Below are 24,632 nucleotides of genomic sequence, written 5' to 3'. Positions count from 1 at the left end.
CGTCGCACCCGCGGCTACTGTGTGCCGGTGCGCGTCGACGATCCCGCCCTCGCGTCTCCGGCATCGCCCCGTTCTCTCCGCGCCGTCTCCGTCGTCGGCTGGCTCCCGCTCGCCGCGATCGTCGTCCTCGGTGCCGTGCTGCGCTTCGCCGGCCTCGGCACCCAGAGCCTCTGGTTCGACGAGGCGGCCACGTGGGAGCTGACGCGGCTGCCGTTCGGCGAGATGCTCGACGCGCTGCCGCACAGAGAGAGCAATCCGCCGCTCTTCTACGTGCTCGAATGGCTGACGACGAGAGCGCTCGGCGAGTCGGAGGCGGCGCTGCGGGCGCTGTCGGCGGTCGCCGGCACGCTGCTGGTCGCCGTCGCGTGGGCGATCGGCCGGCGCGTCGGCGGCACGCGCGTCGCGCTCGCGACGGCGGCGCTGATCGCGGTCAACCCGCTGCTGGTCTGGTTCTCGCAGGAGGCGCGCAACTACGAGCTGGTCGCGCTGCTGAGCGCGGTCTCGCTGCTGCTGTTCCTGCGCGGCCTCGACGACGACCGCCCGCGCCTGCTCGTCTGGTGGGCGATCGTCTCGGCGCTCACGCTGGCGACCCACTACTTCTCCTGCTTCGTGCTCGCCCCGCAGATCGCGTGGCTGCTGTGGAGACATCCGCGGCGCGGCGCGGTCGTCGGCGCGACCGCCGCCCTGGCGCTCGTGACGGCGGCGCTGCTGCCGATGCTGCTGGAGCAGCGCGGCAATCCGTACGACATCGCCCAGGACGCGATCGCGGTCCGCCTCGTGCAGATCCCGAAGCAGTTCCTGCTCGGCTACCGCGGCCCGCTCGCGCTGCCGCTCGGCCTGCTCGGCACCGCGCTCGCGGCTGGCGGCGCGTGGCTGCTGCTGCGCAGGGCTGCCCCGCAGGTGCGGTGGCGGGCCATGCTCGTCGGGGGCATCGGCCTGTGCGGGATTGCGCTGCCGCTGTTGGCGGCGGTCGCGGGCGCCGACTACCTCAACACGCGCAACCTGCTGCCGGCGCTCGTTCCGCTCGCGACGGCGCTGGCAGCCGGCTTCGCCGCCGAGCGCCGAACCGGGCCGGCGCTGCTCGGGCTGCTCTGTGGCATCTCGGTCGCGATCGTGACCGCCGTCGCCGTCTCGCCCGGCTACCAGCGCGCCGATTGGGAGGGCCTCGCGCGCGGACTCGGCGTCTCCCGCGAGCCGCGCGCGATCGTCATCGCGCCGGCCAACGGCGGCCTCGTCCTCCGCTACTACCGGCCGGAGCTGACGACGCTGCCCCTCGCAGGGCGGCCGGTGCGCGAGGTCGACGTCGTCGGTGTCGCGGGCGCGGCCGGGCCCGGCGCCGAACAGCGGCTGCCCGACCAGGTCGGGACGCAGTTCGAGGCGCCCGGCTTCACAGGACCTGACGAAACGCGGACCGAACGGTGGGTGCTGCAGCGCTATCGCTCCGCGTCCCCCATCCTCGTGCAGCCGCCTCGCGTCGCCTCGATCCGCTTCTCCCAGGAGCCCCCGAACGTCTCCTACCTCCCGCCCGGCCGCTGAGCCTCGCCGCTCCCTGGGCGCACCCTTGCGGCCCCGCTGCCGCCCCATGCCCTAGACTCCGGCGCGTCAGCGCGCACCGGGGCATGTACGGAGCGGGCTTCCGGCGACGGCGACGTTTCACCGCAACCTTCCGACGTTTCGCCCGTTGACGTTGGCGGAACGATCCATCAATCGCCGCCGCGGCGACCCTTCATGTCGACCTCCTCCTTCGAAGTCATCTCCCCTCATCCCGCCCGCAGCGCGCCGGCGCCGGCCCCCGCGCCCGCTGCGGAGCTGCCCACCGTCGAGCAGGTCCCCGTGCTCGACCTCCCGCTCGCGCTGACCGACTACGAGCGCGCGCTCGACTGGATCGACGCCGCCGTCGCCGCCGACGTGCGCGAGTACGTCTGCGTCGCCGCAGTCCACACCGTGATGGAGTCGCGCGAGGACGTCGGCCTGCGCGAGGCCGTCGCCGGCGCCGCCTTCACCGTCCCCGACGGGCAGCCGCTCGCCTGGGCGCTGCGCGCGCTCGGCCACGACATCAACGAGCGCGTCTACGGCCCCGAGCTGATGGAGCGCGCCTGCCAACGCGCCGCGCGCACCGGCCAGCGCCACTACCTCTACGGCGGTCGAGATCAGAGCGCGCTGTTCAAGCTGACGCTGCGGCTGCGCCAGCGCTTCCCCGGCCTGCGGATCGTCGGCGGCTGGTCGCCGCCCTTCCGGGAGCTGTCGGAGGCCGAGCTCGACGCGGTCGCCGCCGACATCAACCGCGCCCGTCCCGACGTCGTCTGGGTCGGCATCGGCGTGCCGAAGCAGGAGAAGTGGATGGCGGCGATGCGTGACCGCCTCGACGCGCCGGTCCTGATCGGCGTCGGCGCCGCCTTCGACTTCCACGCCGGCCTCGTCCCGCAGGCGCCGCCGTGGATGCAGCGCCACGGCCTCGAGTGGCTGTTCCGGCTCAAGCAGGAGCCGCGCCGGCTGTGGAAGCGCTACGCGCGCCACAACCCGCGATTCGTGTTCGGATTCGCGCGGCAGTGGGTCGCGCAACGCCGCGGCCGTCCCGACCGCTAGCCTCTTCGAGGTCATGAGCGCCCCCGCCCCCGACGTCGCGGTCATCGGCCTCGGCCGGATCGGTCTGCCGCTCGCCCTCAGCTTCGCCGACCGCGGCCTGACGGTCGTCGGCGTCGACAACGACGCCGGCCGTCTGGAGGCGATCTCCTCCGGGCGCATGCCGTTCATGGAGACCGGCGCCGACGAGCTGATCGCGCGCGTCCACGCCTCCGGCCGGATGTCGACGACCGCCGACGTGACCGACGCCGCCGCGGCGGACGCGATCGTGCTGACGCTCGGCACGCCGTCGCTGTCGCACATCGAGATCGACATGAGCGACATCCGCTCGGTGCTCGACGACCTGCTGCCGCTGCTGCGGCCGGGGCAGACGATCGTGCTGCGCTCGACGATCGCGCCCGGCACGACCGAGTTCGTCGCCGGCTACCTCGAGCGCAAGCGGGGTTTCCGCGTCGGGGAGGAGGTCTTCGTCGCGCACGCGCCGGAGCGGATCGCCGCCGGCCGCTTCCTCGAGGAGATCGACACGCTGCCGTGCATCATCGGCGGCGTCGGCGAGGAGGCCGGCCGCCGCACCGCCGAGCTGTTCGAGGTCTTCGACGCCGAGATCGTGCAGACGACGCCGGTGCAGGCCGAGCTGGCGAAGATCTGGGCGAACATCATGCGCTACACGACCTTCGCGCTGCCGAACCTGCTGATGATGGACTGCGAGCAGTACGGCGCGAACGTCTTCGAGGTGATCGACCTCGTCAACCGCGACTACCCGCGCGGCGGCCTCGCGCAGCCGGGCTTCACCGCCGGCACCTGCCTGCGCAAGGACTTCGCCTTCTCCGAGGAGCGCTCGAACGCCCCCGGCATGCTGCTGGCCGTCTCGCGTGTCAACGAGTCGGTCCCGAACTTCCTCGTCACGGGGATGAAGCGGCGGATCGACGGCGGCTCGCTCAACGGCCGCAAGGTCGCGGTGCTCGGCCTCGCCTTCAAGCGCGACACCGACGACGAGCGCGACTCGCTCGCGCACAAGCTCGTGCGGCTGCTGGAGCGCGAGCTCGCCGACGTCGCGGTCCACGACCCGCTCGTCGCCTCGCCGACGCAACCGCTGGAGGAGGCGCTGCGCGACGCCGACGTCGTCGTCGTCGCCGCCAACCACTCGCGCTTCTCGGAGCCGGCGACGGTGCAGGCGATCGCGGCGCTCGCCGCCGACGACGCGCTGCTGGTCGACCCGTGGAACTGCCTCGGCAGCGGCCAGGTGTTCGCATTCGCCGACGAGGTCGCGCTCGTCGGCGGCCCCGGCGTGGAGGAGTCGCCCAAGCAATGACGCGCGTGCTCGTCACCGGCGGCGCCGGAACGATCGGCGCCGCGGTCGTCCGACGCCTGATGCGCGACCCGGCCTACGAGGTCCGCGTCTCCGACCAGCGCCCGGCGCCGCTGTGGATGCGCGAGGCGTGCGAGATCCACACGGGCGACCTGCGCGACGTCGACCAGGCCAAGCAGGCGATGGAGGGCTGCCCGCTCGTCATCCACCTGGCGGCGATCGTCGGCGGGATCGGCAACTTCCACAAGCTGCCGTACACGCTGACGGAGATGAACAACGGCCTCTACAACGCCGTCTTCCGCGCCGCGATCGACCTCGGCGTCGAGCGCTTCACCTACGTCAGCTCGTCGATGGTGTTCGAGAACGCGACCGAGTACCCGACGACCGAGGCCTACCTGCCGCAGTGCCCGACGCCGACCTCGGCCTACGGCTTCTCGAAGCTGACCGGCGAAATCTACTGCCGCGCCGCGCACGTCGAGCACGGCCTGCCGTACACGATCTGCCGCCCCTTCAACGCCTACGGCCCGGGCGAGATGCCAGATCCCGAGCCCGGCATCGCGCACATGGTCCCGGACGTGATCAAGAAGGTGCTGTCGGGCCAGAAGCCGCTGGAGATCTTCGGCTCCGGCAGACAGACGCGGACGCTCACCCACATCGACGACATCGCCGACGGGATCGTCGTCGCGACCGGCCACCCCGCCGCGCTCAACGAGGACTTCAACATCTCCGCGTCCGAGGAGCTGACGATCGCCGAGACCGCCCGGATCATCTGGGAGGAGTGCGGCGAGGACCCGGCCGCCTTCGAGCTGAAGCACCTGCCGACCTTCGAGGTCGACGTCGTGCGCCGCTGGCCGTCGGTCGAGAAGGCGAGGGATCTGCTCGGCTGGGAGGCGCAGATCGGCGTGCGCGAGGGGATCGCCCAGACGGTCGCCTGGCTGCGCGAGCAGGACCTCTCCCAGGGCTCTCACCTCAGCTCGCTCGGCGGCTGATCCCGCTCGACGGCGTCGCGGGCTGACCGTCATCCGCGCCCGAGCCCCGGAACGACGCCGGGGGCGGGCGCTTTCGGGCGCCGCCCCCGGTCTCGTTGCCGTGCAGAGCCGAGGTCGCGGCGGCTCTGCGGTTGGGTGGTGGAGGAAGTCTGCGCGGCGGCCGGGAGGCGGAGCGGATCCGCATCCCGGCCGTCCGAGCCGCTACCGCTTGGCGACCTTCTTGGCCGCGTTCTTCGCGGCTCTCTTCTTGCCGGCCGACTTCTTCTTGCCGGCCGCCTTCTTCTTGCCGGTCGCCTTCCCGCAGCCGACGACCGTCATCTTCTGCTGGCGCGCGACCCGCTTGCCGCTCTGGCCGGTGAAGACGACACCGGCCTTCAGCCCGCGCTTGACCTTCGCCGAGCAGATATTGCCGATATTGCCGATCACGCCGTTCTTGCCGCCCTGCAGGCTCAGCGTGAACGAATCGATCGGCACGTCCGGCACCGTGTCGAAGTTGGTCCGCAGGCTCAGGTTTCTCGGAATGACCACCTTGCCCGTCAGATTCACCTTGACCAACGACGCCGAGCCCTGGCCCTGCAGCGCCACCATCAGGTCGGGCAGTCTCCGCTCCGGATGCTTGACGAAGAACGCCCGGCCCAGCAGCGGCTCCTGCAGCAACGGCGTCTTCGCCACCGCCGTCCCGACCTGCTTGCACCCCGCCTGGCCCGCATGGAACTCCTCCAACGAGCAGGCATCGTTGATCACCCGCAACCGCGAATTGAACGCCCGCGGCAACGTCACCCGCACACCACGATTGTTCGCCTGACCTCTCGACATCGACAACGTCACATCCAACGGCGGCATCCGTCTATTGCCCGTCTTGCCCCTCTCGCCGACTCTCAACGTCAGCTTCGGCTTGAACGGCAGCGCCGCGCAGCCACCGACCTGGAAGCGGTTGCTCAGGTTGGCGACGGCGTCCGCCACCGACCGCACCTGCGCGTCGACGCTCGTCGCATCGCACGAGGTCGGGTTGAACATGAAGCCCGGCCGGTCGAGGATCATCCGCACCTCGCGGATGTTCAGCGGGATCCCCTGGAGGATCGTCGGCAGGTCGTCCGTGTCCGCGGTGATCGCCGTGGTGCGCTGGTCGACGTGCAGCGCCGACCGCAGCACGACGGTCCCGAGGTCGAACGGACCGGCCTGCGCCGGCACGACGATCGACAGGCCGTACGGCGCGCCGTTGTGCGCGCCGGTCAGGTAGACGCCGGTCGCCTTCTTGCCCTGCTGCGGGAGCCACACCGGCGTCGCGCCGGCGCCAGCGGCGACCTGCACGTGACCGACGCGCGATGCCTCCGGGCAGGTGCCGGCGGCTGCCAGCGCCGCGTCGCACAGCGGCACCGACGAGATCATCGCCAGCAGGCCCTCAGGCAGCCGGACGCCCTTGATCGACTTCAGCGCGCTGTCGCCGTCGGCGCGCGCCACGGTCAGCGAGAACGGCGAGAAGGCACCCGCTGCCGGGTTCTGCACGCCGGCCGACAGCCGCGGGGCGAACCCGGGCGTCGCCGGACCGGAGATCTCGAACGTGCTGCTGGAGACCTCCGTCTCGCCCGACCACGAGGTCAGCTCCGACACCGTCGTGTACGTGCCCGGGAGTGCCGGGTTCACGAGCGGCGCACGCGGACCGCCGTTGAACGACAGCCGGAGGTTGGTGAACGGCAGCTGCGGGTTGTCGTCGAACGTCGCGGTCAGCTGCCCCGTCGACGGATCGGCCTTGATCTCGCCCGGCAGCTTGAGCGTCACGCCCGAGCCCTGCGCGACGAGGTAGAGCGCGAGCATCGAGCCGAACTGGTTGTCATGCGGCTGGGCGAGGTAGATCCCGCCCGTCAACGGTTCCTCCAGCAACGGCGTCTTGATCTGCACGGTCCCGATCTTGGAGCCCTGTGGACAGCCGGGATCGTCGTTGTCGTCGAGGCCGATCTGCGCCGGCGTGCAGCCCAGCAGGCCGTCGGAGCCAGACGCGTTGATCGCGACCCCGGCCGGCAGCCGCACGACCGCCTTTCTCAGGTCGGGCGTGCCGAGATCTCTGAGGTTGTCGCTCTGCGGGACCGTCAGGTCCACGGTGTAGCCGGCTGGGGCGCCGGGCGCCGTCTGGTTCGGTGCGACCTCCAATCTGGCGTCGAAGGCGAGCTTGTCGCAGCCGACCATCGTGATCGGGTCAGCGGTCGCCGTGACGTATCTGCCGGGGTTCTCCCACGAGTCGACTCTGATCGTGGCCGCACCCGGTCTGCCGCATTCGGTCGGGTTGCGCATGAACGGTCTGACCGAGAGCTGCGCCGGGTTGTTGCCGCCGAAACATATGACGTCGATGCAGCGGTACCCGCGCATCGCGTTGTGCGAGGGCGCTGCGGGGTCGCCCCACAGCGTCAATCTCGTGCCGCGGACCGGCATCGGGCTGATGATGCGCGGGATCTCCGTGCGCAGGCCGCGGTCGCCGGGCCGGACGCTGACCGTGATGAAGATCGGCGTCCCGAGCACGAAGAAGCCGAACTCCGCCGTCTTGTTGCCGCGCGGCACCATGTTGTACACCGGCCATGTGACCGAGTACGGCCCGGTGTAGTCGGCCCGGACAAGATCGAGCGTGATCGAGCCGACCTGAGTGGCCAGCGGGCAGAGACCGCCGTTGCGCGTATCGAGCTCGCCCGGCGTGCACTTCGGCATCGACTGGGGGTTGCCGACGATCCCCGGCGGCAGGTCGACGACGAGGTCCTTGATCCCGCCGACCGGCGAGAAGCCGTCGTCCTTGACTCTGAGTCTGAAGCTGACGATCGAGTCGGGATGGGCGCCGGCCTGATCGGTCGAGAGCGTCGCGGTGAACGAGCCGGGCACGAGCCCGAACTCGTCGGCGGCCTGCGCCGGCGCGACGGCCAGCGCGAGCGCGGCGAGCGCGATCAGCGCACCCGCCCAGGCCGCGAGCAGCCTGCGGCCGAGCCGCCGTCCCGTGCTTGTCATCGGACCCGTCACTGTGCCTCTCCTGGTGGTTGGACGTCGCATCAGCGACCCCGCTTCTGCTTGGCGCCGACGAGCGTGAACGTCGCCTGCTTGGCGCCTCTGACCTTCGAGTAGCGCACGACCGTGCGCACCCGCAGCCGGCGGCCCTGGCTCAGCTCGTTGCGCGCCGCCTTCGACAGCCGCAGCGTCAGCCGGACCGTGCCGGCCTTGCCGGCGGTGCGCGACGCCTGGGCGACGGTCCGCGTGCGCTTGCCGATCTTCGCCCGCATCGCGGCCGAGACCTTGCCGGCCGCGCCGACCCGGACCGCGATCGTCACCCGTCCGGTTCTGGCGAGCTGAGCGCGCGCCTTGCGGCTGATCGCGCCGACCCGGAACGTCGGCGGCTTCTTGGCGCCGGGCGGCAGCTGCTCGACCACGTTGCCCGGACCGGTGAAGCCGATGCTGCCCGGCTCGTCGTGGGTCGGCGGTGCGGTCGGCGGCCCCTGACAGGTCCCATCCTGCTCGCATGGCGTCAATCTGACCGGCGGTGCGAATCCGCCGTTGACGCGCGCGTTGTAGATCACGCGCAGGCCGCCGGTGACGTTCTGCGGGACGAGCACGTTCGCCGTGATGAAGAAGACGTCGTCGCCGCTCGGGGTCGCGTGGAGGAAATGCGACTCCTCGCCCGTGCCGGACGAGATCAAGTGGGCCTTTCCGTCCTGCCACACGTACACGTCCGCCCGTTCGTTGACGTCACGGGGGTCGAGCGGGTCCTGCGTCTGGAAGAAGATCCGCCGACCGTCGTCCGTGACGTTGGTCATCGGAGCCGTCGGCCCTTGGGCGTTGCTATGCGGATTGTCGCGCATGATCGCGTTGGCGACCGGCGGCAGGCCGTCGGGGCGACACGACACGCAGACGAGCGGAGCCGTCGGTCTGTCGGCGTCGAAGACGTAGAGCGCGAATCTGTCTCTGTTGTCGTAGCCGGTGAGCTGCCTTCTCGAGGCGAACAGGAAGGTGCGGCCGTCGGCGCTGATGTCCGAGATCGGGCCGACTTCGAAGATGCCCTCGCTGCCCCACCCGGCCGCCTCGCCCGGGTTGCCGCTCGCGTTGGTACTCGTGTTCACCGTCGCAACGAAGCGCAGTCTGCTGCTGCCGTCGTAGAGGTAGACGTTGGACTCACCGGCGGTGGCGCCGTCGGCCAATCTGGCGAGTGCGACGAAGTAGATCCGCGAGGCGTCGTCGGAGATGCCGCCGACTCCCTGCACCTGCGCGCTCGTCGGCACGATCTCCTTCGCCGTCTTCGTCGCGACGTCGAAGGTCGACAGCCCGCGGTCACCGGTGCCTCTGTCGGAGGTCGTGTAGACGACCGTCGACCCGTCGACCGCCGCCCCCCAGAAGGTCGCCCACGGATCGATCAGCGTCGAGGTCGTCCCGTTCTCGCGCACGTACAGGCCGGTCGGCCAGTAGGGGTAGTGGACGTAGGCGTCCCGCGGTGGCGCCGGGCTCTCGAAGAAGATCTTCGAGCCGTCGGCCGAGACGGCGTTGCGAACCGATCCCTGGTCGTGTTGGTAGTCGTAGGAGCCAAGCACCGAGCCGCCGGGAGCGGGGGTCGTCTCGCCGGGAAGGATCCCGACCGGCTTGGTCACGCCGCCGGTGTGGTCGTACAGCTGAATCGGATCGGGCACGGTGCCAGCTCTGACGGGCGGGCTGATGCCGAAGAGCAGGTGGCCGAGATCGGCCGAGCGCCCCATGTAGAGCGCGTTCGTGTCGGCGCCCTGGACGGCTGCCGACACGTTGACCGCCGGCTGCCCCGGGTCCTTCAGCAAGATGTCCATCTTGGGGGGCCCGCGGAGAGCGTCTGCCCTTCCCAGGTCGTGCGCCCGCCGTCGTCGGCTATGTCGTTGAGGGTGAAGAGCCGTCCCGAGCCGCCGGGCGGTGTGTGCGCCTGCGTCGTCCAGCCGTCGCTCCCACGGGTCGTGAGATATCCGTTGGAGGAGCCGTTCAACGCGCCGGAGAAGGCACCAAACGACTGGAACGCCGTGATGTTGCCGTCCGGGCTGGCCCAGAAGCGGCCCCACGCGTCCATGTTCTGTTCCGGCGGCGTGACGATCTCCCAGCCGCGGTTGTCCGGCAGCGCGCCGGCGTGGGCGCCGCCGGCGCCGCCGGCGGCCAGGGCGATCGCACCGAGGCAGGCGAACGCGAGCGCCTTCGCCCGCGACCCTCCCCGGCGCTCCGCGCCCGCTCTGAGGACCCGCGCGGAATCACCGCTGTGCAGGCCTGCCTCGAAAGCCGAGCTGGCGCTCGTGCTTCGACTCATCGGTCCTCCCTCTTCCTCTCACGACGCTCGGCAGGCACGCGCGCGCGTGCCTGTCCTGCCGATCGCGGGTCCGTCGGCGACGGACCCGATCGCTCGTTCTCTCCAAGACCTCCCGGGAAAACGCGACCGTTCACTCCGGGCAGAGCGAAACCATAATACGTCATGTTTTTGGTTGTCAAACCGCAAGCGGCGCCACGCATTCGACAGTCATCGTGAGCTGGCCAGCCGCTGCGGCCATCCGTCGTTTATGGTCTGGAAGACGATCGCCGAGACGGTGCAGGGCTCTCACCTCAGCTCGCTCGGCGGCTGATCGAGCCCTCGTCCGCCCCCGCGGAACGACGCCGGGGGCGGGCGCTTTCGGGCGCCGCCCCCGGTCTCGTTGCCGTGCAGAGCCGAGGTCGCGGCGGCTCTGCGGTTGGGTGGTGGAGGAAGTCTGCACGGCGGCCGGGAAGCGGAGTCGATCCGCATCCCGGCCGTCCGAGCCGCTACCGCTTGGCGACCTTCTTGGCCGCGTTCTTCGCGGCTCTCTTCTTGCCGGCCGCCTTCTTCTTGCCGGCCGCCTTCTTCTTGCCGGTCGCCTTCCCGCAGCCGACGACCGTCATCTTCTGCTGGCGCGAGACCCGCTTGCCGCTCTGGCCGGTGAAGACGACACCGGCCTTCAGCCCGCGCTTGACCTTCGCCGAGCAGATATTGCCGATATTGCCAATCACGCCGTTCTTGCCGCCCTGCAGGCTCAGCGTGAACGAATCGATCGGCACGTCCGGCACCGTGTCGAAGTTGGTCCGCAGGCTCAGGTTTCTCGGAATGACCACCTTGCCCGTCAGATTCACCTTCACCAACGACGCCGAGCCCTGGCCCTGCAGCGCCACCATCAGGTCGGGCAGTCTCCGCTCCGGATGCTTGACGAAGAACGCCCGGCCCAGCAGCGGCTCCTGCAGCAACGGCGTCTTCGCCACCGCCGTCCCGACCTGCTTGCACCCCGCCTGGCCCGCATGGAACTCCTCCAACGAGCAGGCATCGTTGATCACCCGCAACCGCGAATTGAACGCCCGCGGCAACGTCACCCGCACACCACGATTGTTCGCCTGACCTCTCGACATCGACAACGTCACATCCAACGGCGGCATCCGTCTATTGCCCGTCTTGCCCCTCTCGCCGACTCTCAACGTCAACTTCGGCTTGAACGGCAGCGTGCCGCAGTCGCCGACCTGGAAGCGGCTCGAGGCCGCGACGGCGCTCCCGCCGGTCGAGCCCAGCGAGCCGGTCACCGACTTCACGTCGCACGAGGTCGGGTTGACCATGAACGCGGGCTTGTCGATCGCGACCCGGACGTCGCGGTAGTTCAGCGGGACGCCGCCGACGATCGCCGGGAGCGGATCGGCCTTCACCGTCACCTGCGTGGTCGCCTGGTCGATGAACAGCGCCGCGCGCACCACGACCGTCCCGAGGTCGAACGGACCGGCCTGCGCGGGCACGACGATCACCAGGCTGTACGGCGCGCCCTTGTACGGGCCGCCGAGGTAGACGGCGGTCGGCGCCTTGCCGCTCTGCGGCAGGTAGAGCGGCTTGCGCCCCGTGCCGACCCCGACTGTGGTCGAGCCGATCTTCGACGCCGCCGAGCAGGTGCCGGCGGCGGCTTCGGCGTCGCCGCAGAGCGGGATGTCGCCGATGTGGGCCAGCAGGCCGGCCGGAAGCGTCGTCTCGATCGTCGAGAGCCCCTGCTCGCCGTCGCCGCGCGTGACGCGCAGGTGGAAGCTCGGGCTCTCGCCGGCGCCGGCGTTGTCGGCGCCGGCCGTGAACGACGGCGCGAACCCGCCGCCCGCGCAGTTGCGGTCGAGGCCGAACTGGGCGAACGGCGACTTGCTCTGGCCGCCCCACGACGTGAGCGTCGCGTCGGTCGTGTGCGTGCCGCAGGCCTGCGGGTTGACGAGCACGGCGCGGTCGCCGGACTTCAGCCGCAGCGTCAGCCGCGCGAACGGCAGCTGCGGGTTGTCGTCGAACGTCGCGGTGATCTGGCCGGTCGACCGATCGACCGAGATCGCGCCACGGAGCTTGATCCGGACGCCGGCCTCGTAGGCGGTCAGGAAGAGCCGGTACATCGCGCCCGACTCGGGATCGCCGGAGAGCTGCTCGCCGGTGTAGATCGAGCCCTGCATGTGCTCGTCGAGCAGCGGCGAGTCGATCTCGACCGTGCCGATCTTGCTCGCGTCAGGGCAGGTCTCGGGCTGCTTGGAGTCGATCGCGAGCTGCGCGTCGGTGCACGACTGCAGCCCGTTGGCGACCGGCGCCGACAGCGCGACGCCCTGCGGCAGCCTGACGACCGCGTCCTTCAGGTTCGGCGTCGCGAGGACGTCCGCCTCGTTGGTCTGCGGCACCGTCAGGTCGACGCGGTAGCCCGACGGCTGACCGGCGTCGCCGTTCTCCGGCGCGACGGCGATCTGCGGCTCGAACTCGAGCTTCTCGCAGCCGGTGATCGGGCCGATCGGCGCGATCGCGACCGGCGAGAAGGCCGCCGGCTCGGCCCACGCCGACGCGGAGATGCCTGCGCCGAGCGGCGTGCCGGGGCAGTAGCCGGGGTTGGTCATGAACGGCTTGCGCTGGGCTCCCGGCAGTCTCCCGCCGAATCTCCAGCCGTCGCGCGAGGGCGGGAGTATCGAGCTTCCGTCGCCCATCGTGGCGTCGGCCCCGCCGCCCTGATGGTCGGCCGGCACACCCCAGAACGTGCCTCTGAAATGCCGCAACATCGCACTCTCGTGGAGTCTCGGTGCGGTGATCGTCAGGCCGTAGTCGCCGTCGGAGCGGACCGACGCGATCATCCGGATCGGCAGGCTCAGGATCGAGGTGCCGAAGACGGCCGGCTCGTCGGGGTTGGTCGTGATGCGGAAGATCCGCTGGCGCCACGTCTTCAGACCGGCGGCCGGCGCGAGCGGGAAGCGCACGTCGAGATCGGCGAAGCCGACCGCAGCCTCGCGCGGGCAGGCGTCCTGGTTCGGTCCGGTCGCGTTCATCATCCGCACGACGTCCTGCATGCTGCAGCTCGCGAAGTTCGTCGGGTTGCCGATCAGTCCGGGCGGAAGCTCGACGACCGTCGTGTGCGCGCTGCCGACCGGACGCTCGCCGGTGTCGTCGGGCGCGATTCTGAACTCGACGACGACGTCCGGGTGGGCGCCGGCCTGCGAGGTCGACGTCGTCACTCTCGCGGTGCCCGGCTCGATCTCCATCCCCGCGGCGGAGGCCGATGAGGTCAGCCCGAGCAGGGCGAGCGTCGCGAGCGCGATCAGGGCAAGCATTCGGCGCCAGCCCCTCCCGGCCGCCTGCGATCGGTTCACCATCGAGATCCTCTCCGTGTTCGCTGTCTCCCTCGCGGTCATCGGGCTCCGCCTCGCTTCGCCGCCTTGCGCTTCACCGTCACGCGGACGGTCGCCGAGGAGGCCGACCCCTGCGCGGGGACGAAGCGCACCTTCGCCGCGACCTTCAGCTTGCGCTTCGCCTTGAGCGCTCTTCTCGCCTTCGGCGCCAGCACGACCGCGACCCGGTAGGTCCCGGCGCGGGCGACGCCGCGGCTCTTCTTCTTGACGTTCGCGCCGGAGACCGCGATGCGGCCCTTGCCGGAGACCTTGACCGCGATCGTGAAGCCGTTGGCCTTCACCGACTTCTTGACGATCGACGCACGGACCTTCGCCGGCGCGCGCCGCTCAGGCTCGGGCACGACGTTGCCGCGCCCGGAGAAGGTGACCGACCCGAGCGACGCCGGATCGCCGACCGCCCCGTCCTGACCCTGGCAGTCGTCGCCGGTGCACGACGTCGACGTCGCGGGCTCGGCGAAGCCGCCCTCCACGCGCGCGTCGTAGACGTCATAGGAGCCGTTGCGGTCCGAGGCGACCAGCGCGTCCATCGTCGAGAAGAAGACGTCGTCACCCGAGAGGCTGGTCCCGATGATGTAGGACGGCGCCGTGTTCTTGCCGCTGGTCAGCAGGTGCAGCGTCCCGTTCTCCCACAGGTAGACGTCGCGCTGTCCGTTGGTGTCGCGGGCCGGATCGAGCGGCTCTCTCGTGTCGAAGGCGATGCGGCTGCCGTCGTCGGAGATCGCCGGCGGGACGACGTAGCTGGCCTGCGGCGCCGTCGGACTCGCTCCACCCGGGCTGACGGCCGTGTCGGTCGGCTTGGAAGCGGTGTTCTGCAGGCGGGCGCCGATCGCCGCGGCCGGCTCGCCGTCACGTCGGCATGAGACGCAGGTGGGATGGGCGTCGCCGATCGACCAGCGGTAGACCTGCGTGCCGGTCGCGCTGACCGCGGCGACCTCGGGATCGAGCGCGACCTCGCTCTCGAACGCCACGGTCGTGCCGTCGGGCGTGAGTCGGGGGATGCCAGCGTGGACAGTGGACGTACCTCCAGCAAGCGACGTCGCGAGCGTGTGGACGGTGCCGCCACCGGGCCCCTCGACCCAGTACTTGATGTCGACGGTCGATCCGCTGCCGGCGGCCAGGAAGAGGATGCGCGAGGCATCGTCGTTGATCGCGAGCGGGTAGCCGTCGGCGTTCGGCAGGTAGGTGAGCGCACCGCTCCCGACCTCGGCGCGATAGGTCTTGACGCCGGCCGCGGGCGCGTCGTCGGTCAGCGCCGACGAGCTGCGGAAGAGCACGCGAGCGCCGTCGCGCGTCGCGAACGCATACCCTCTCTGCTGGGTGTTGACGTTCGAGCCCGCGTTCAGGACGCTGACGCCGTCGGCCGCCGGCGCGCCGCTTCTGTCCTTGGAGATCAGCTTCCCGGGGTTGTCGCCCTGCTGGACGTACAGCTGCTTGATCTCCGTCTCTTGGGCGGGCGAGACGAAGAACAGCCGCGAGCCGTCGCGGGAGACCTGGTTGCGGTAGCTGCCGACCATCGGCGCGCCGTACCCCGGCGTGTAGCCGGCGGCCCAGGTTCCTCTCGGGTGGACGAGCCCGGACGGGAGGCGGCCGGCCGGGGTGAGCACGCCGTCGCTGTTGCGGTACAGCCCGATGGCGGTTCGATCCGGATCCCCGTACACCGAGGTCAGCACCCCGGTCGAGTTGAAGAAGGCCGTCGAGAGGTCTGCGCTCGCGCCGATCGCGTGCGAGCCGCTGCTCAGGTCCGGCCCGTTCCCGACGAGCGGGATCGTCGGCTGGCTGATCCACGTCGGCGGTCCCGCCCCGAATCTCGCGCTGCGGTAGATCCCGTTCGTGCCGTTGGTCGGGTTCGGCGGCCCCATCGAGCGCGGCGCCTTCCAGAGGATCTGGGACATGTCCTCGGACGGGAAGGGGGCGACCGTCGAGTAGTTGAGCTCGACGGCGAAGTTCGGATCGGTCGTCGTCAGGAGCTGGCCGACTCTCCAGCCGTTCTCCTCGCGCACCGCGGCATGGGTCGTGTTGTTGATGCCGCGCAGCGACGGGCCGATCCCGCCGGAGGCGCCGAACATCATCCCGTTGCCGTCGGCGCCGACGGCGCTGAACAGCGGCTGGAACGTCGTCATGACGCCGGCGAAGCCGCCGTTGTCGTCGCGCGGCGAGACCTTCTCGTAGGCTCGGCAGTCGGGCAGGCGGTTGGAGTTCTGCTGCTCGCGCACGAGTGCGTTGGAGCACGCTTCGCCGGCGGCGAGGCCGGCGGCCGGCGACAGGCCGAGCGCGACCGCGGCGACGGCGGTCGCGCCCGCGACGCGGGGGATGACGCGGCGCGCGCGACCACGGCCGCGCGCGACACCTGACGTTCTCTTCCTCACAGACCACTCCTTCAGATGGGACACGACCTCGCGGCGCAGCGCTGCCCGCGCTCGGAGCAGGAGGAGGCGAGGACGCGGGATCCCACGAACGGCCGCGCCGGCCGCGAGCGGCCGAGACCTCATGCTCTTCCTCTCCGGGCTCTCCGGGGCCGAACGTTGCCGTTCATTCCCCAATACGCCACCATAGAACGGTGAGTTTTTGGTTGTCAAGCGAGAGGAGGTGCCCTAGCCTCACCCCATGCATATGACACCGGATGATGTCAGCGTCGATGCGCACCACCTCGCGCGAGATGGATTCTCGCGATGTACTGCGGGAGTTGCGACCGTGTCGCGAGACAGCCATCGCGGTCGGAGAGCAGGGCTGCAGCAACACCGCGAACACTGACGTGCCGGAGGGTGGCAGGCATGCCGCGACATGCGTTTTATGAGTTGTCCGAGCACGGGGAGGACCGCTTCCTGCAGGCGTTCGACGCCGCGGTCGAGCGCGTGCGCGTCGCGGTGCGCGCCGCCTGCCACAACACCCCGGCGCCGTCCGATCGGCTGGAGCGGGCGAGGCGCGGCCTCGGCGCCTTCCTCCGCTGGTGCGCCGAGGAGCCGACGCTCGCGCGGAAGTGCATCGTCGAGTCGCTGACGGCCGGTCCGCGGGTGCGCGAGCGCCGGGACGCGGCCGTGCGCGAGTTCGCACGCATGATCGACCATCTGCGCGCGGAGGCGCGCGGCGACGCCGCGCCGGCGCTCGTCTCCGAAGCGATCGCCGGCGGCATCTGCAGCGCCGTCTACACGCGCCTCGCTCGCGGCGAGGCGGCGCAGCTGCCGCAGCTGCTCGACGAGCTGATGGACTCCGGCCTCGGCCAGCTGGTCGATCCGAACGCGCGGTGACCGGGCCGGGGCGACGGCGCCGGCAGCGCCACGACCAGGCGCGCCGCGACCGACGACCGGCGCACTGCGAACCGACCTGCGCCGGCCCGAGCTGACCGCGCCGGGCCGCACCGGACCGGCAGCGGGCGCCCGCTCACCGCCCCGCTACCGTTCCCGCTGCCGATGCCAAGCCCCCTTGCCACGATCGTCGTCCCGACCCGCGACCGGGCCGACTACCTCGACGTCGCGCTGGCCTCGCTGGCGCCGCAGGCGGCGGCGGCCGGCGCCGAGCTGGTCGTCGTGCTCGACGGACCCGACCCGGCAAGCGCCGCCGTCGCCGAGCGCCACGGCGCGCAGCTCGTCGCCTTCGAGCGGCCGCGCGGCCTCAACGCGGCGCGCAACGCCGGCTTCGACGCTGCCCGCGGCGACCTCGTCGTCTACGTCGACGACGACGTCGAGGCGCCGCACGGCTGGCTGTCGGCGCTGCTCGCCGCCGTCGCCGCGACCCCGGAGCGCGACGTCTTCACCGGCCCGATCCGGGCGCGGCTGGAGGGCGGCGGGCCGCGCGCCTGCGGCCGCGACGAGCCGCCGGTCACGGCCTTCGACGCCGGACCGGCCGACCGCGACGTGCCGCTGGCGTGGGGCGCCAACCTCGCGATCCGCAGGTCGGCGTTCGAGACGGTCGGCCGCTTCGACGAGACGATCCACAACGGCGGCGACGAGGAGGAGTGGGAGGAGCGCCACCGCGCCGCCGGCGGGCGCATCCGCTACGTCGCCGCCGCCGCGCTCGACCACCGCCGCACCGCCGCCGACGCGACGCTGCGCAAGCTGGCGCGCGCCGCCCACCACCGCGGTCGCGCCGGCCGCCGCAACGACGTGCGCAAGGGCGTCGCGCCGTCGCTCGCGCGCGAGCTGCGCACCTTCGCCGGCTGCTGCTGGCACGTCGTCCGCCGCCGCTGCCTGAACGGCATCGTGATGGCCGCCCACAGCGCCGGGCGTCTGCGGGCGACCGTCGAACGCGGGGAGCAGCGATGAACGGAACCGACGGCGGCGCGCACGGGCGCGAGCCGCAGGAGGCGCGCCAGCCCCACGCGCCGCGCCAGCCGGACGGGCCGCGTCAGCCCGACGGGCAGCGCGAGCCCGACGCGCCGCATGAGCCGCCGTTCGCCTCCGGCGAGACCGGGATCGTCGTCGGCCCGCGGCTGACCGCGAAGGCGCTCGCCGCCGACCTGGCGCTCGACGCCGCCGCGCTCGCGCGGCTGGAGGGGCCGCGGCTCGCCCGCGCGGCCGCCGCCGCGCCGCCGCGCCGGCGGGTGCTGGTCGTCGGCGTCGAGCGCTCCGACCGCCCCAACCTGATGGCGCGAGCGCGCGCCGAGCTGCTGCGCTCGCGCCACGATGTCGAGGTCGCGACCTGCGACGTCGGCGGTCGCGGGAAGTTCGAGAACCTCAACGCGCTGATCGCCGCCCACGGCGGCGCCGGCGGCTTCGACTGGCTGCTTGCGATCGACGACGACGTCGAGCTGCCGCGCGGCTTCCTCGACCGCTTCCTCTTCCTCGCCGAGCGGTTCGGCCTGCGGCTCGCCCAGCCGGCCCACCGCCGCCGCTCGCATGCCGCATGGCGCGTCACCCGCCGCAGAGCGACGACCGTCGTGCGCGAGACCGGCTTCGTCGAGATCGGCCCGCTCAGCGCCTTCCACGCCGACGCCTTCGAGACGCTGCTGCCGTTCCCGCCGTTGCGGGCCGGCTGGGGCCTCGACGCCCACTGGGCCGCGCTGGCGCGCGAGCGCGGATGGCCGATCGGCGTCGTCGACGCGACCCCGATCCGCCACGCGCTGCGTCCGATCGCCGACGACTACCGCCACGCCGACGCGACCGCCGAGGCGCGCGCCTTCCTCGCCGCGCGGCCGCACGTGACCGCCGCGGAGGCGCAGCGCACGCTCGTCGCCCACCGCCGCTGGTAGGCGCGCGGACCGGTCGCGGCGCGCCGTCGCTCCCGCGGTGTTTTCTCCGCCGACCGCCGGGGTACCAGCCGGGCAAGGTGTCCTCCCGGCCCGGCGCGCCTCGGGCTGGGAGGCGCCTCACGCCGCGCTGGTCCTGGTCGACGGAGGCCGCCCCCGGTCCCGGGCTTCCGTCGCCAGCGCGGCGCCCCTTCGGCGCATTCGGGGAGGAGCGCCGGCCACCCGGCGGGTGCTCCTCCCCGGCGCCGAGGGCGAGCGCGCGCCAGCGCCGGGTCGCGGGTCTCCAAACAGCGCAACTTCGCCGCGACCGGCCCGTTCGTGATCGAGAACGGGCGCGACAGGGCCGGTCTCGGACACGACCCCTTGGTAGCGTTGACGACATTCGGGGGCCCGCGCGGCCCCCGTTCCCTGTGAGGCACCTCCCATGAGCAAGCCGATCTCCCTCATCGTCCTCCTGGCGCTCGCCGCCGTCGCGGTCGTCGCCGCGCCGGCCTCCGCCAACCGCGTGCTCGACGACTGCAGCGGCTCCGACACCGGCCTGCTCAAGGGCACCTACACGAAGAGACAGCTGACCAACGCGCTGAAGGAGCTCGACGGCGACACCGCCGACTACTCCAACTGCGCCGACGCGATCAGCGAACAGCTGCGCCAGCTGAGAAGAGGCACGGGCGGCGGCGACGCGAACCAGGGCGGCGGCGGCGGTGGCGGCGGCGGCGACACGAACGGTGGCGGCGGCGCCACCGGCGGAGGCGGCGGCTTCGACGCCGGCACCGGCGGGAGCGGCGGCACCGGCGGCGCGTCCGCCGCCGGGAGCGACGGCGCCGCGACCGGCGGCGACGGCCAGGCGTCCGCCGCCCCCCAGCCCCCGACGGCGCACCAGGCCGGCAGCGCCGCGCCGGTGCAGCTCGCCGACACCTCGGTCACCCCCAGCATCCCGGCCGCGCTGACCTCCGAGGGCAATGCGCTGCCGACGCCGCTGATCGTCTTCCTCGCGCTGCTCGGCGCCGGCGCCCTCGCCGTCGCGGCAACCACCATCGGGCGACGTGTCCTCGCTCGCAGACGCGCCTGACGAGCCGACGCCGACGCCGCCGGCCGCGAACGGCCCCGGCGCGGAGGCGCCCGGCGGCCCCGGCGGGCGCTCGCCCGCGCGCCCGTCCGCGCTCGCCCGCCTGCGCGGCCTGCTCGCCGCCCATCCCGATCCGATCGCGACGGTCCTGCTGGCCGCCCTGATCGTCGCCGTCTGCTTCACCGCCGGTGGCGGAGCGCTGGCCAAGGCGACCGCGCCGCAGATGGCGCTGACCGTCCTCGGCGCCGTCGCCGCCGGACTCGCCGCGCTGCTGTCGCCGCCGGGCCGCCGCCTGTGGGGCGGCGTGACGCTGCTGCTGTTCGTCGCGCTGACGGCGCTGACGGCGATCTCGATCAGCTGGTCGATCCAACCCTCCGACAGCTGGATCGCCGCCGACCAGACGCTCTCCTACCTCGCCGCGTTCGCCGGCGCGATGGCGCTCGTGCGGATCGCGCCGGGCCGCTGGTCGGCGGTGATCGGCGCGGTCGTGCTCGCGACCGTCGTCGTCTGCGGTTACGGCCTGCTGACGAAGGTCTTCCCCAGCCTCGCGTCGGCCAACATCGGCCGGCTGCGCGCGCCGTTCGACTACTGGAACGCCGTCGGCCTGATGGCCGTGCTCGGGATACCGGGCTGTCTCTGGCTCGGCGCCCGCCGCGACGGCCACGCCGCGCTGCGGGCGCTCGCGGTCCCGGCGCTGACGGTGCTGCTGTGCGCGATGCTGCTCTCGTTCGGGCGCGGCGCGCTGGCGGTCGGCGTCGCCGTCGCGCTGCTGTGGTTCGCGATCGTCCCGCTGCGGCTGCGCAGCGCGGCGGTCGCGATCGCGGCCGCGGCCGGCGCGGCGATCATCGCCCCGTGGGCCTTCGACAACCAGTCGCTGACCGAGAACGACCTGCCGCTCGACCTGCGCGTCGACGCCGGCCACGACCTCGGCCTGCTGCTGATCGCGGTCGCGATCGTCGCGCTCGCGGCCGGGCTCGCGCTCGCCTTCGCGACCTCGCGCGCGCAGCTGTCGCGGGAGCGGCGCCAGGGGATCGGCGCCGTCCTGCTCGTGCTCGTCGCGCTCGTCCCGCTCGTCGGCGTCGCGAAGCTCGCCACCTCCGACCGCGGCCTGACCGGGTCGATCTCGCACACCTGGCACCAGCTGACCGACCCGAACGCGACCCAGCCGGGCAACGACCCGAGCCGCTTCGGCTCGGCCGGCAGCATGCGCGCCCGCTACTGGGACGACGCGCTCCAGGTGTGGAAGTGGGACCGGCTCAAGGGCGTCGGCGCAGACACCTTCGGCACCGCCCGCAGACCGCTGCAGAAGGATCAGTTCCGCGCCGACCATGCGCACGGCTACATCCCGCAGACGCTCGCCGACCTCGGGCTGCTCGGGCTCGGCGTCAACCTGCTGCTGCTGATCGCGTGGCTGGGAGCGGCCGCGCGTGCGACGGGCCTGAAGCCGCCCTGGCGGATCGGCGCGTGGACGGTCGCCGCGCTCCGCGCCCGCAGCGTCAAGGTGCCGCTTGCCCGCCGCGCCCCGCAGCCCTGGAGCGCCGAGCGGATAGGGCTGGTCGCGATCGCGCTGAGCGCCGTCGCCTTCGGCCTGCACTCCGCGATCGACTGGACCTGGTTCATCCACGGGACGGCGCTCGTCGGCCTCCTCTGCGCCGGCTGGGTCGCCGGCCGCGGTCCGCTGAGCGAGCCGCTCCCGCGTCTGCGCGCGCCGCGCCTGCCGGCCGCCGCGCCGCGGGCGGCGCTCGCCGCGACCGTCGTCGCGGCCGGGCTGGTCGCCGCGTGGACGACCTGGCAGCCGCTGCGCGCGCAGCAGGCCTACTTCGACGCGGTCGACGCGCTCGACGCCGGCAGACCGGCGCAGGCGCGCGCCGACGCGCGCCGCTCGATCGACCTCAATCCCCTGTCGGTCACGGCGCGGCTGAAGCTGGCCGAGATCGAGCAGACCGACGGGAGACCGGCCGAGGCGCGCGCGATCGCGCAGCACGCCGTCGAGCTGCAGCCGGCCAACCGCGACGCGTGGCTCACGCTCGGTCAGCTGCTGCTGGAGCAGGGCGACGCCGAGAGAGCGGTCGCCGCGCTCAACGCGGCCGTCTTCCTCGATCCGAGATCGCCCGCGACCCAGCTGCGGCTCCACGAGGCGCAGACGCAGGCCGGCGTCAGCGCGGCGCCGCCGGCCGACCCGACCGCGCCGCCAGCCGACCCCACCGCTCCGCCGGCGGGTGCCACGCCCCCGCCGGATGCGCCCTGACGCGGCGCGCTCGCGCCGCTAGAACGCCCCGCGCCGCATCACGACGGCGGGGATCGTCTTCAGCAGGATCACGAGGTCGAGCGCGACCGACCAGCGCTCCAGGTAGACGAAGTCGAGCCGCACGAGATCGTCGAAGTTCAGCTCCGAGCGGCCCGAGACCTGCCACAGCCCGGTGATGCCGGGGAGCACGAGGTAGCGCTTCTTGTGCCATTCCTCGAGCCGGTCGAAGTCGCGCAGCGGCAGCGGGCGCGGGCCGACGAGCGACATCTCGCCGCGCACGACGTTGATCAGCTGCGGCAGCTCGTCGAGCGAGTAGCGGCGCAGCACCCTGCCGACCGGCGTGATGCGCGGGTCGTCGCGGATCTTGAAGAGCGCGCCGTCGGCCTCGTTGAGGCGCTCCAGCTCCTCGTCGGAGACGACGACGTCGTCGAACATCGTGCGGAACTTGAAGCAGTCGAACGGGACGCCGCCGATGCCCGGGCGCGGCGAGCGGTAGAGGACCGGGCCGCGCGAGCTGAGCTTGACCGCGAGCGACAGCGCGATCAGCAGCGGCGACAGCAGCAGCAGGATCACGAACGAGCCGACGAGGTCGAAGGTGCGCTTGACGGCGAAGTCGATCCCCTCGAAGACCGGTGGCTTGAGCGTGAACAGCGGGACCGACTGCCCGGGGACGAACTCGGCCCGCTGCACGAGGATCTCCATCGTCGACGGCGCGACGTGGACGTCGACCCCGCGGCGGTGGCATTGGTCGACCAGCTCGACCGCGTGCTGCTCGGGGAAGTCGGGGTCGGCGATGATCACCTCCTGCACGCGATCGCGCTCGAGCACCTCTGCCAGCTCGTCGAGCGCGCCGAGCGAGCGCAGGCCGTTCTCGGGCCGGGGCGTGAGCGAGATGTAGCCGACCATCTCGATCTGGCGCCCGGGGGAGGTGGCGAGCGCGTGCGCGACCTGGTCGATGTGCTGGCCGCTGCCGACCAGCAGCGCCCGCCGCGCGTAGCCGGCCTGGCTCAGCAGCCATCCGGTGACGCGCGTGTGGACCCAGCGCAGCGACGAGACGTAGACGATCGCGAAGCCGAGCGTCCCGTAGAAGATGTAGTAGCTCTGGAACTTCTCCCCGCTCGCGACCGCGAAGATCAGCGCGACGACCGTCACCTGGAAGAGCGAGGCGACGATCTTCGTCAGCCCCGGCCGGCGCGGGCGGTCGGCGTAGAGGTCCGAGCGCGCGAACAGCAGCACCGTCACGAGGTAGGCGAAGGCGAGGAACTCGCGCGTTTGGCCGGCGGCGAGATCGACCGCGGCCGCGAGGTCGTGATCGCTCTTGATGACCGCCTTCAGCAGCAGCGCGGTGAACAGCGCCGCCCACACGCCGGCGAAGTCGAGCGCCAGCAGCGAGACGACGCGCAGCAGCTTGCGCAGCGTCGCGAGCCGCAGCAGGAACGACAGGACCGGCGGGCGCTTGCGGCGCACGTCTCTGTCGGACAGGACCGGCACCGCCAGGCTCTGCCCATGCTGCTGCTCTTCGACCTTCACCGCGCCGTTCGCCACTCGATGCATGTCCTCCTAGTGCAACGGGCCGGACTCGACGGAGTTCCGGCCTTTCGTCGACGGCGTCAGCTCGACGTTCCGGTCAGCATCTCGACGCCGGCGTCCTCGATCGTGCGTCGGAGCCCCTCGCGGAGCTCGACCTCGGGCGCCCAGCCGAGCAGCTGACCCGCCAGCGCGATGTCGGGCTGGCGGACCTGCGGGTCGTCGGTCGGCAGCGGCTCGTGCACGATCTGCGAGCGCGAGCCGGTCACCTCGATCACCGTCTCCGCCAGCTCCAGCAGCGTGAACTCGTTCGGGTTGCCGATGTTGACGGGATGGTGATGGCCGGACTCGGCGAGCGCGATCATGCCGCGGATCAGGTCCGAGACGTAGCAGAAGGAGCGCGTCTGGGAGCCGTCGCCGAAGACGGTGATCGGCTGGTCCTGCAGCGCCTGGCGCAGGAAGGTCGGGATCGCGCGGCCGTCGTGCGGCCGCATCCGCGGGCCGTACGTGTTGAAGATCCGCATGATCGCGGTGTCGACGCCCTGCTGGCGGTGGTAGGCCATCGTCAGCGCCTCGGCGTACCGCTTCGCCTCGTCGTAGACGCCGCGGGGCCCGATCGGGTTGACGTGGCCCCAGTAGGTCTCCTTCTGCGGATGCTCCTGCGGATCGCCGTAGACCTCGCTGGTCGAGGCGATCAGGAAGCGCGCGCGATGCTTCTTCGCCAGCCCGAGCGCGTGGTGGGTGCCGTGCGAGCCGACCTTCAGCGTGTGCAGCGGCAGCCGCAGGTAGTCGATCGGCGAGGCGGGCGAGGCGAGGTGGTAGACGAAGTCGACCGGCTCGTCGACGAAGAACGGCTCGATGATGTCGACGTTGAGGTGGACGAACTCGGGAACGCGGATGTGGTGGATGTTCTTGAGCGATCCGGTTTCGAGGTTGTCGACGCAGATCACGCGATGCCCACGGCGCAGCAGCTCATCGCACAGGTGCGAGCCAAGGAAGCCGGCGCCTCCGGTCACGAGACAGGTAGCCATTCGTCGGAGGATAGCCCCGACGGCGGTCCCCTCGCATGTCGGTGG

At 72.1% G+C, this 24,632-nt stretch carries 16 protein-coding genes; 9 read left to right on the top strand and 7 right to left on the bottom strand.

Going from position 1 to position 24,632, the window contains the following annotated elements; translation table 11 throughout:
- Positions 1-27: 27 nt before the first annotated feature.
- From BDZ31_RS05390 to BDZ31_RS05375, 4 genes are all read left to right on the top strand, one after another.
- Positions 28-1,536: a glycosyltransferase family 39 protein gene (locus tag BDZ31_RS05390; RefSeq protein WP_183339719.1), complete on the top strand. Its 1,509-nt coding sequence runs from the start codon at positions 28-30 to the stop codon at positions 1,534-1,536.
- A 192-nt stretch (positions 1,537-1,728) separates the two neighbouring features.
- Entirely contained in the window at positions 1,729-2,586 is an 858-nt protein-coding gene (locus BDZ31_RS05385) for a WecB/TagA/CpsF family glycosyltransferase (protein WP_183339718.1), read from the top strand.
- A 13-nt stretch (positions 2,587-2,599) separates the two neighbouring features.
- On the top strand, positions 2,600-3,895 hold the full coding sequence (locus BDZ31_RS05380; RefSeq protein WP_183339717.1) for a nucleotide sugar dehydrogenase: 1,296 nt from the start codon (positions 2,600-2,602) through the stop codon (positions 3,893-3,895).
- Positions 3,892-4,881: an NAD-dependent epimerase/dehydratase family protein gene (locus tag BDZ31_RS05375; RefSeq protein WP_183339716.1), complete on the top strand. Its 990-nt coding sequence runs from the start codon at positions 3,892-3,894 to the stop codon at positions 4,879-4,881. The genes BDZ31_RS05380 and BDZ31_RS05375 overlap by 4 nt, the downstream gene beginning before the upstream one ends.
- Positions 4,882-5,082: 201 nt before the next feature.
- On the opposite strand, the gene BDZ31_RS05370 is transcribed toward BDZ31_RS05375, so the two are convergent.
- From BDZ31_RS05370 to BDZ31_RS05350, 5 genes are all read right to left on the bottom strand, one after another.
- The gene (locus tag BDZ31_RS05370) at positions 5,083-7,869 is read right to left on the bottom strand and encodes a hypothetical protein (protein WP_183339715.1); all 2,787 of its coding nucleotides are present in this window, start codon (positions 7,867-7,869) and stop codon (positions 5,083-5,085) included.
- A gap of 41 nt (positions 7,870-7,910) precedes the next feature.
- Positions 7,911-9,683 (bottom strand): TolB-like translocation protein, encoded by a 1,773-nt coding sequence (locus BDZ31_RS05365; protein WP_183339714.1) that lies wholly within the window; start codon positions 9,681-9,683, stop codon positions 7,911-7,913.
- Positions 9,668-10,165 carry a hypothetical protein gene (locus BDZ31_RS05360; RefSeq protein WP_183339713.1) on the bottom strand — a complete coding sequence of 166 codons (498 nt, stop codon included), beginning with the start codon at positions 10,163-10,165 and terminating at the stop codon, positions 9,668-9,670. Before BDZ31_RS05360 ends, BDZ31_RS05365 begins: the two co-directional genes overlap by 16 nt.
- A 485-nt stretch (positions 10,166-10,650) precedes the next feature.
- Positions 10,651-13,455 (bottom strand): hypothetical protein, encoded by a 2,805-nt coding sequence (locus BDZ31_RS05355; RefSeq protein WP_183339712.1) that lies wholly within the window; start codon positions 13,453-13,455, stop codon positions 10,651-10,653.
- Positions 13,456-13,532: 77 nt separating this feature from the next.
- Entirely contained in the window at positions 13,533-15,899 is a 2,367-nt protein-coding gene (locus tag BDZ31_RS05350) for a hypothetical protein (RefSeq protein WP_183339711.1), read from the bottom strand.
- A 429-nt stretch (positions 15,900-16,328) separates the two neighbouring features.
- Here BDZ31_RS05350 and BDZ31_RS05345 point away from each other — a divergent pair, with 429 nt between their 5' ends.
- The 5 genes from BDZ31_RS05345 (at position 16,329) to BDZ31_RS25835 (ending at position 22,029) form a co-directional block, all read left to right on the top strand.
- A complete protein-coding gene (locus tag BDZ31_RS05345; protein WP_183339710.1) occupies positions 16,329-16,778 on the top strand; it encodes a hypothetical protein in 450 nt (149 codons plus the stop codon).
- 162 nt (positions 16,779-16,940) lie between these two features.
- Positions 16,941-17,792 (top strand): glycosyltransferase family 2 protein, encoded by an 852-nt coding sequence (locus tag BDZ31_RS05340; protein WP_183339709.1) that lies wholly within the window; start codon positions 16,941-16,943, stop codon positions 17,790-17,792.
- A complete protein-coding gene (locus tag BDZ31_RS05335) occupies positions 17,789-18,718 on the top strand; it encodes a hypothetical protein (RefSeq protein WP_183339708.1) in 930 nt (309 codons plus the stop codon). The genes BDZ31_RS05340 and BDZ31_RS05335 overlap by 4 nt, the downstream gene beginning before the upstream one ends.
- 421 nt (positions 18,719-19,139) lie before the next feature.
- Positions 19,140-19,784 carry a hypothetical protein gene (locus tag BDZ31_RS05330; protein WP_183339707.1) on the top strand — a complete coding sequence of 215 codons (645 nt, stop codon included), beginning with the start codon at positions 19,140-19,142 and terminating at the stop codon, positions 19,782-19,784.
- Positions 19,759-22,029, top strand: coding sequence for a tetratricopeptide repeat protein (locus tag BDZ31_RS25835; protein ID WP_183339706.1), 2,271 nt, complete (start codon positions 19,759-19,761; stop codon positions 22,027-22,029). The genes BDZ31_RS05330 and BDZ31_RS25835 overlap by 26 nt, the downstream gene beginning before the upstream one ends.
- 18 nt (positions 22,030-22,047) lie before the next feature.
- On the opposite strand, the gene BDZ31_RS05320 is transcribed toward BDZ31_RS25835, so the two are convergent.
- Positions 22,048-23,583, bottom strand: a complete 1,536-nt coding sequence (locus tag BDZ31_RS05320; protein ID WP_183339705.1) for a sugar transferase — start codon at positions 23,581-23,583, stop codon at positions 22,048-22,050.
- Between the two features lie 56 nt (positions 23,584-23,639).
- Positions 23,640-24,587: a UDP-glucuronic acid decarboxylase family protein gene (locus tag BDZ31_RS05315; protein ID WP_183339703.1), complete on the bottom strand. Its 948-nt coding sequence runs from the start codon at positions 24,585-24,587 to the stop codon at positions 23,640-23,642.
- Positions 24,588-24,632: the final 45 nt, after the last annotated feature.

The organism is Conexibacter arvalis, assembly GCF_014199525.1.
GTDB lineage: Bacteria > Actinomycetota > Thermoleophilia > Solirubrobacterales > Solirubrobacteraceae > Conexibacter > Conexibacter arvalis.
Note: the sequence above shows the minus strand (reverse complement) of the source record. Positions and strands in the feature narration are given on the sequence as shown.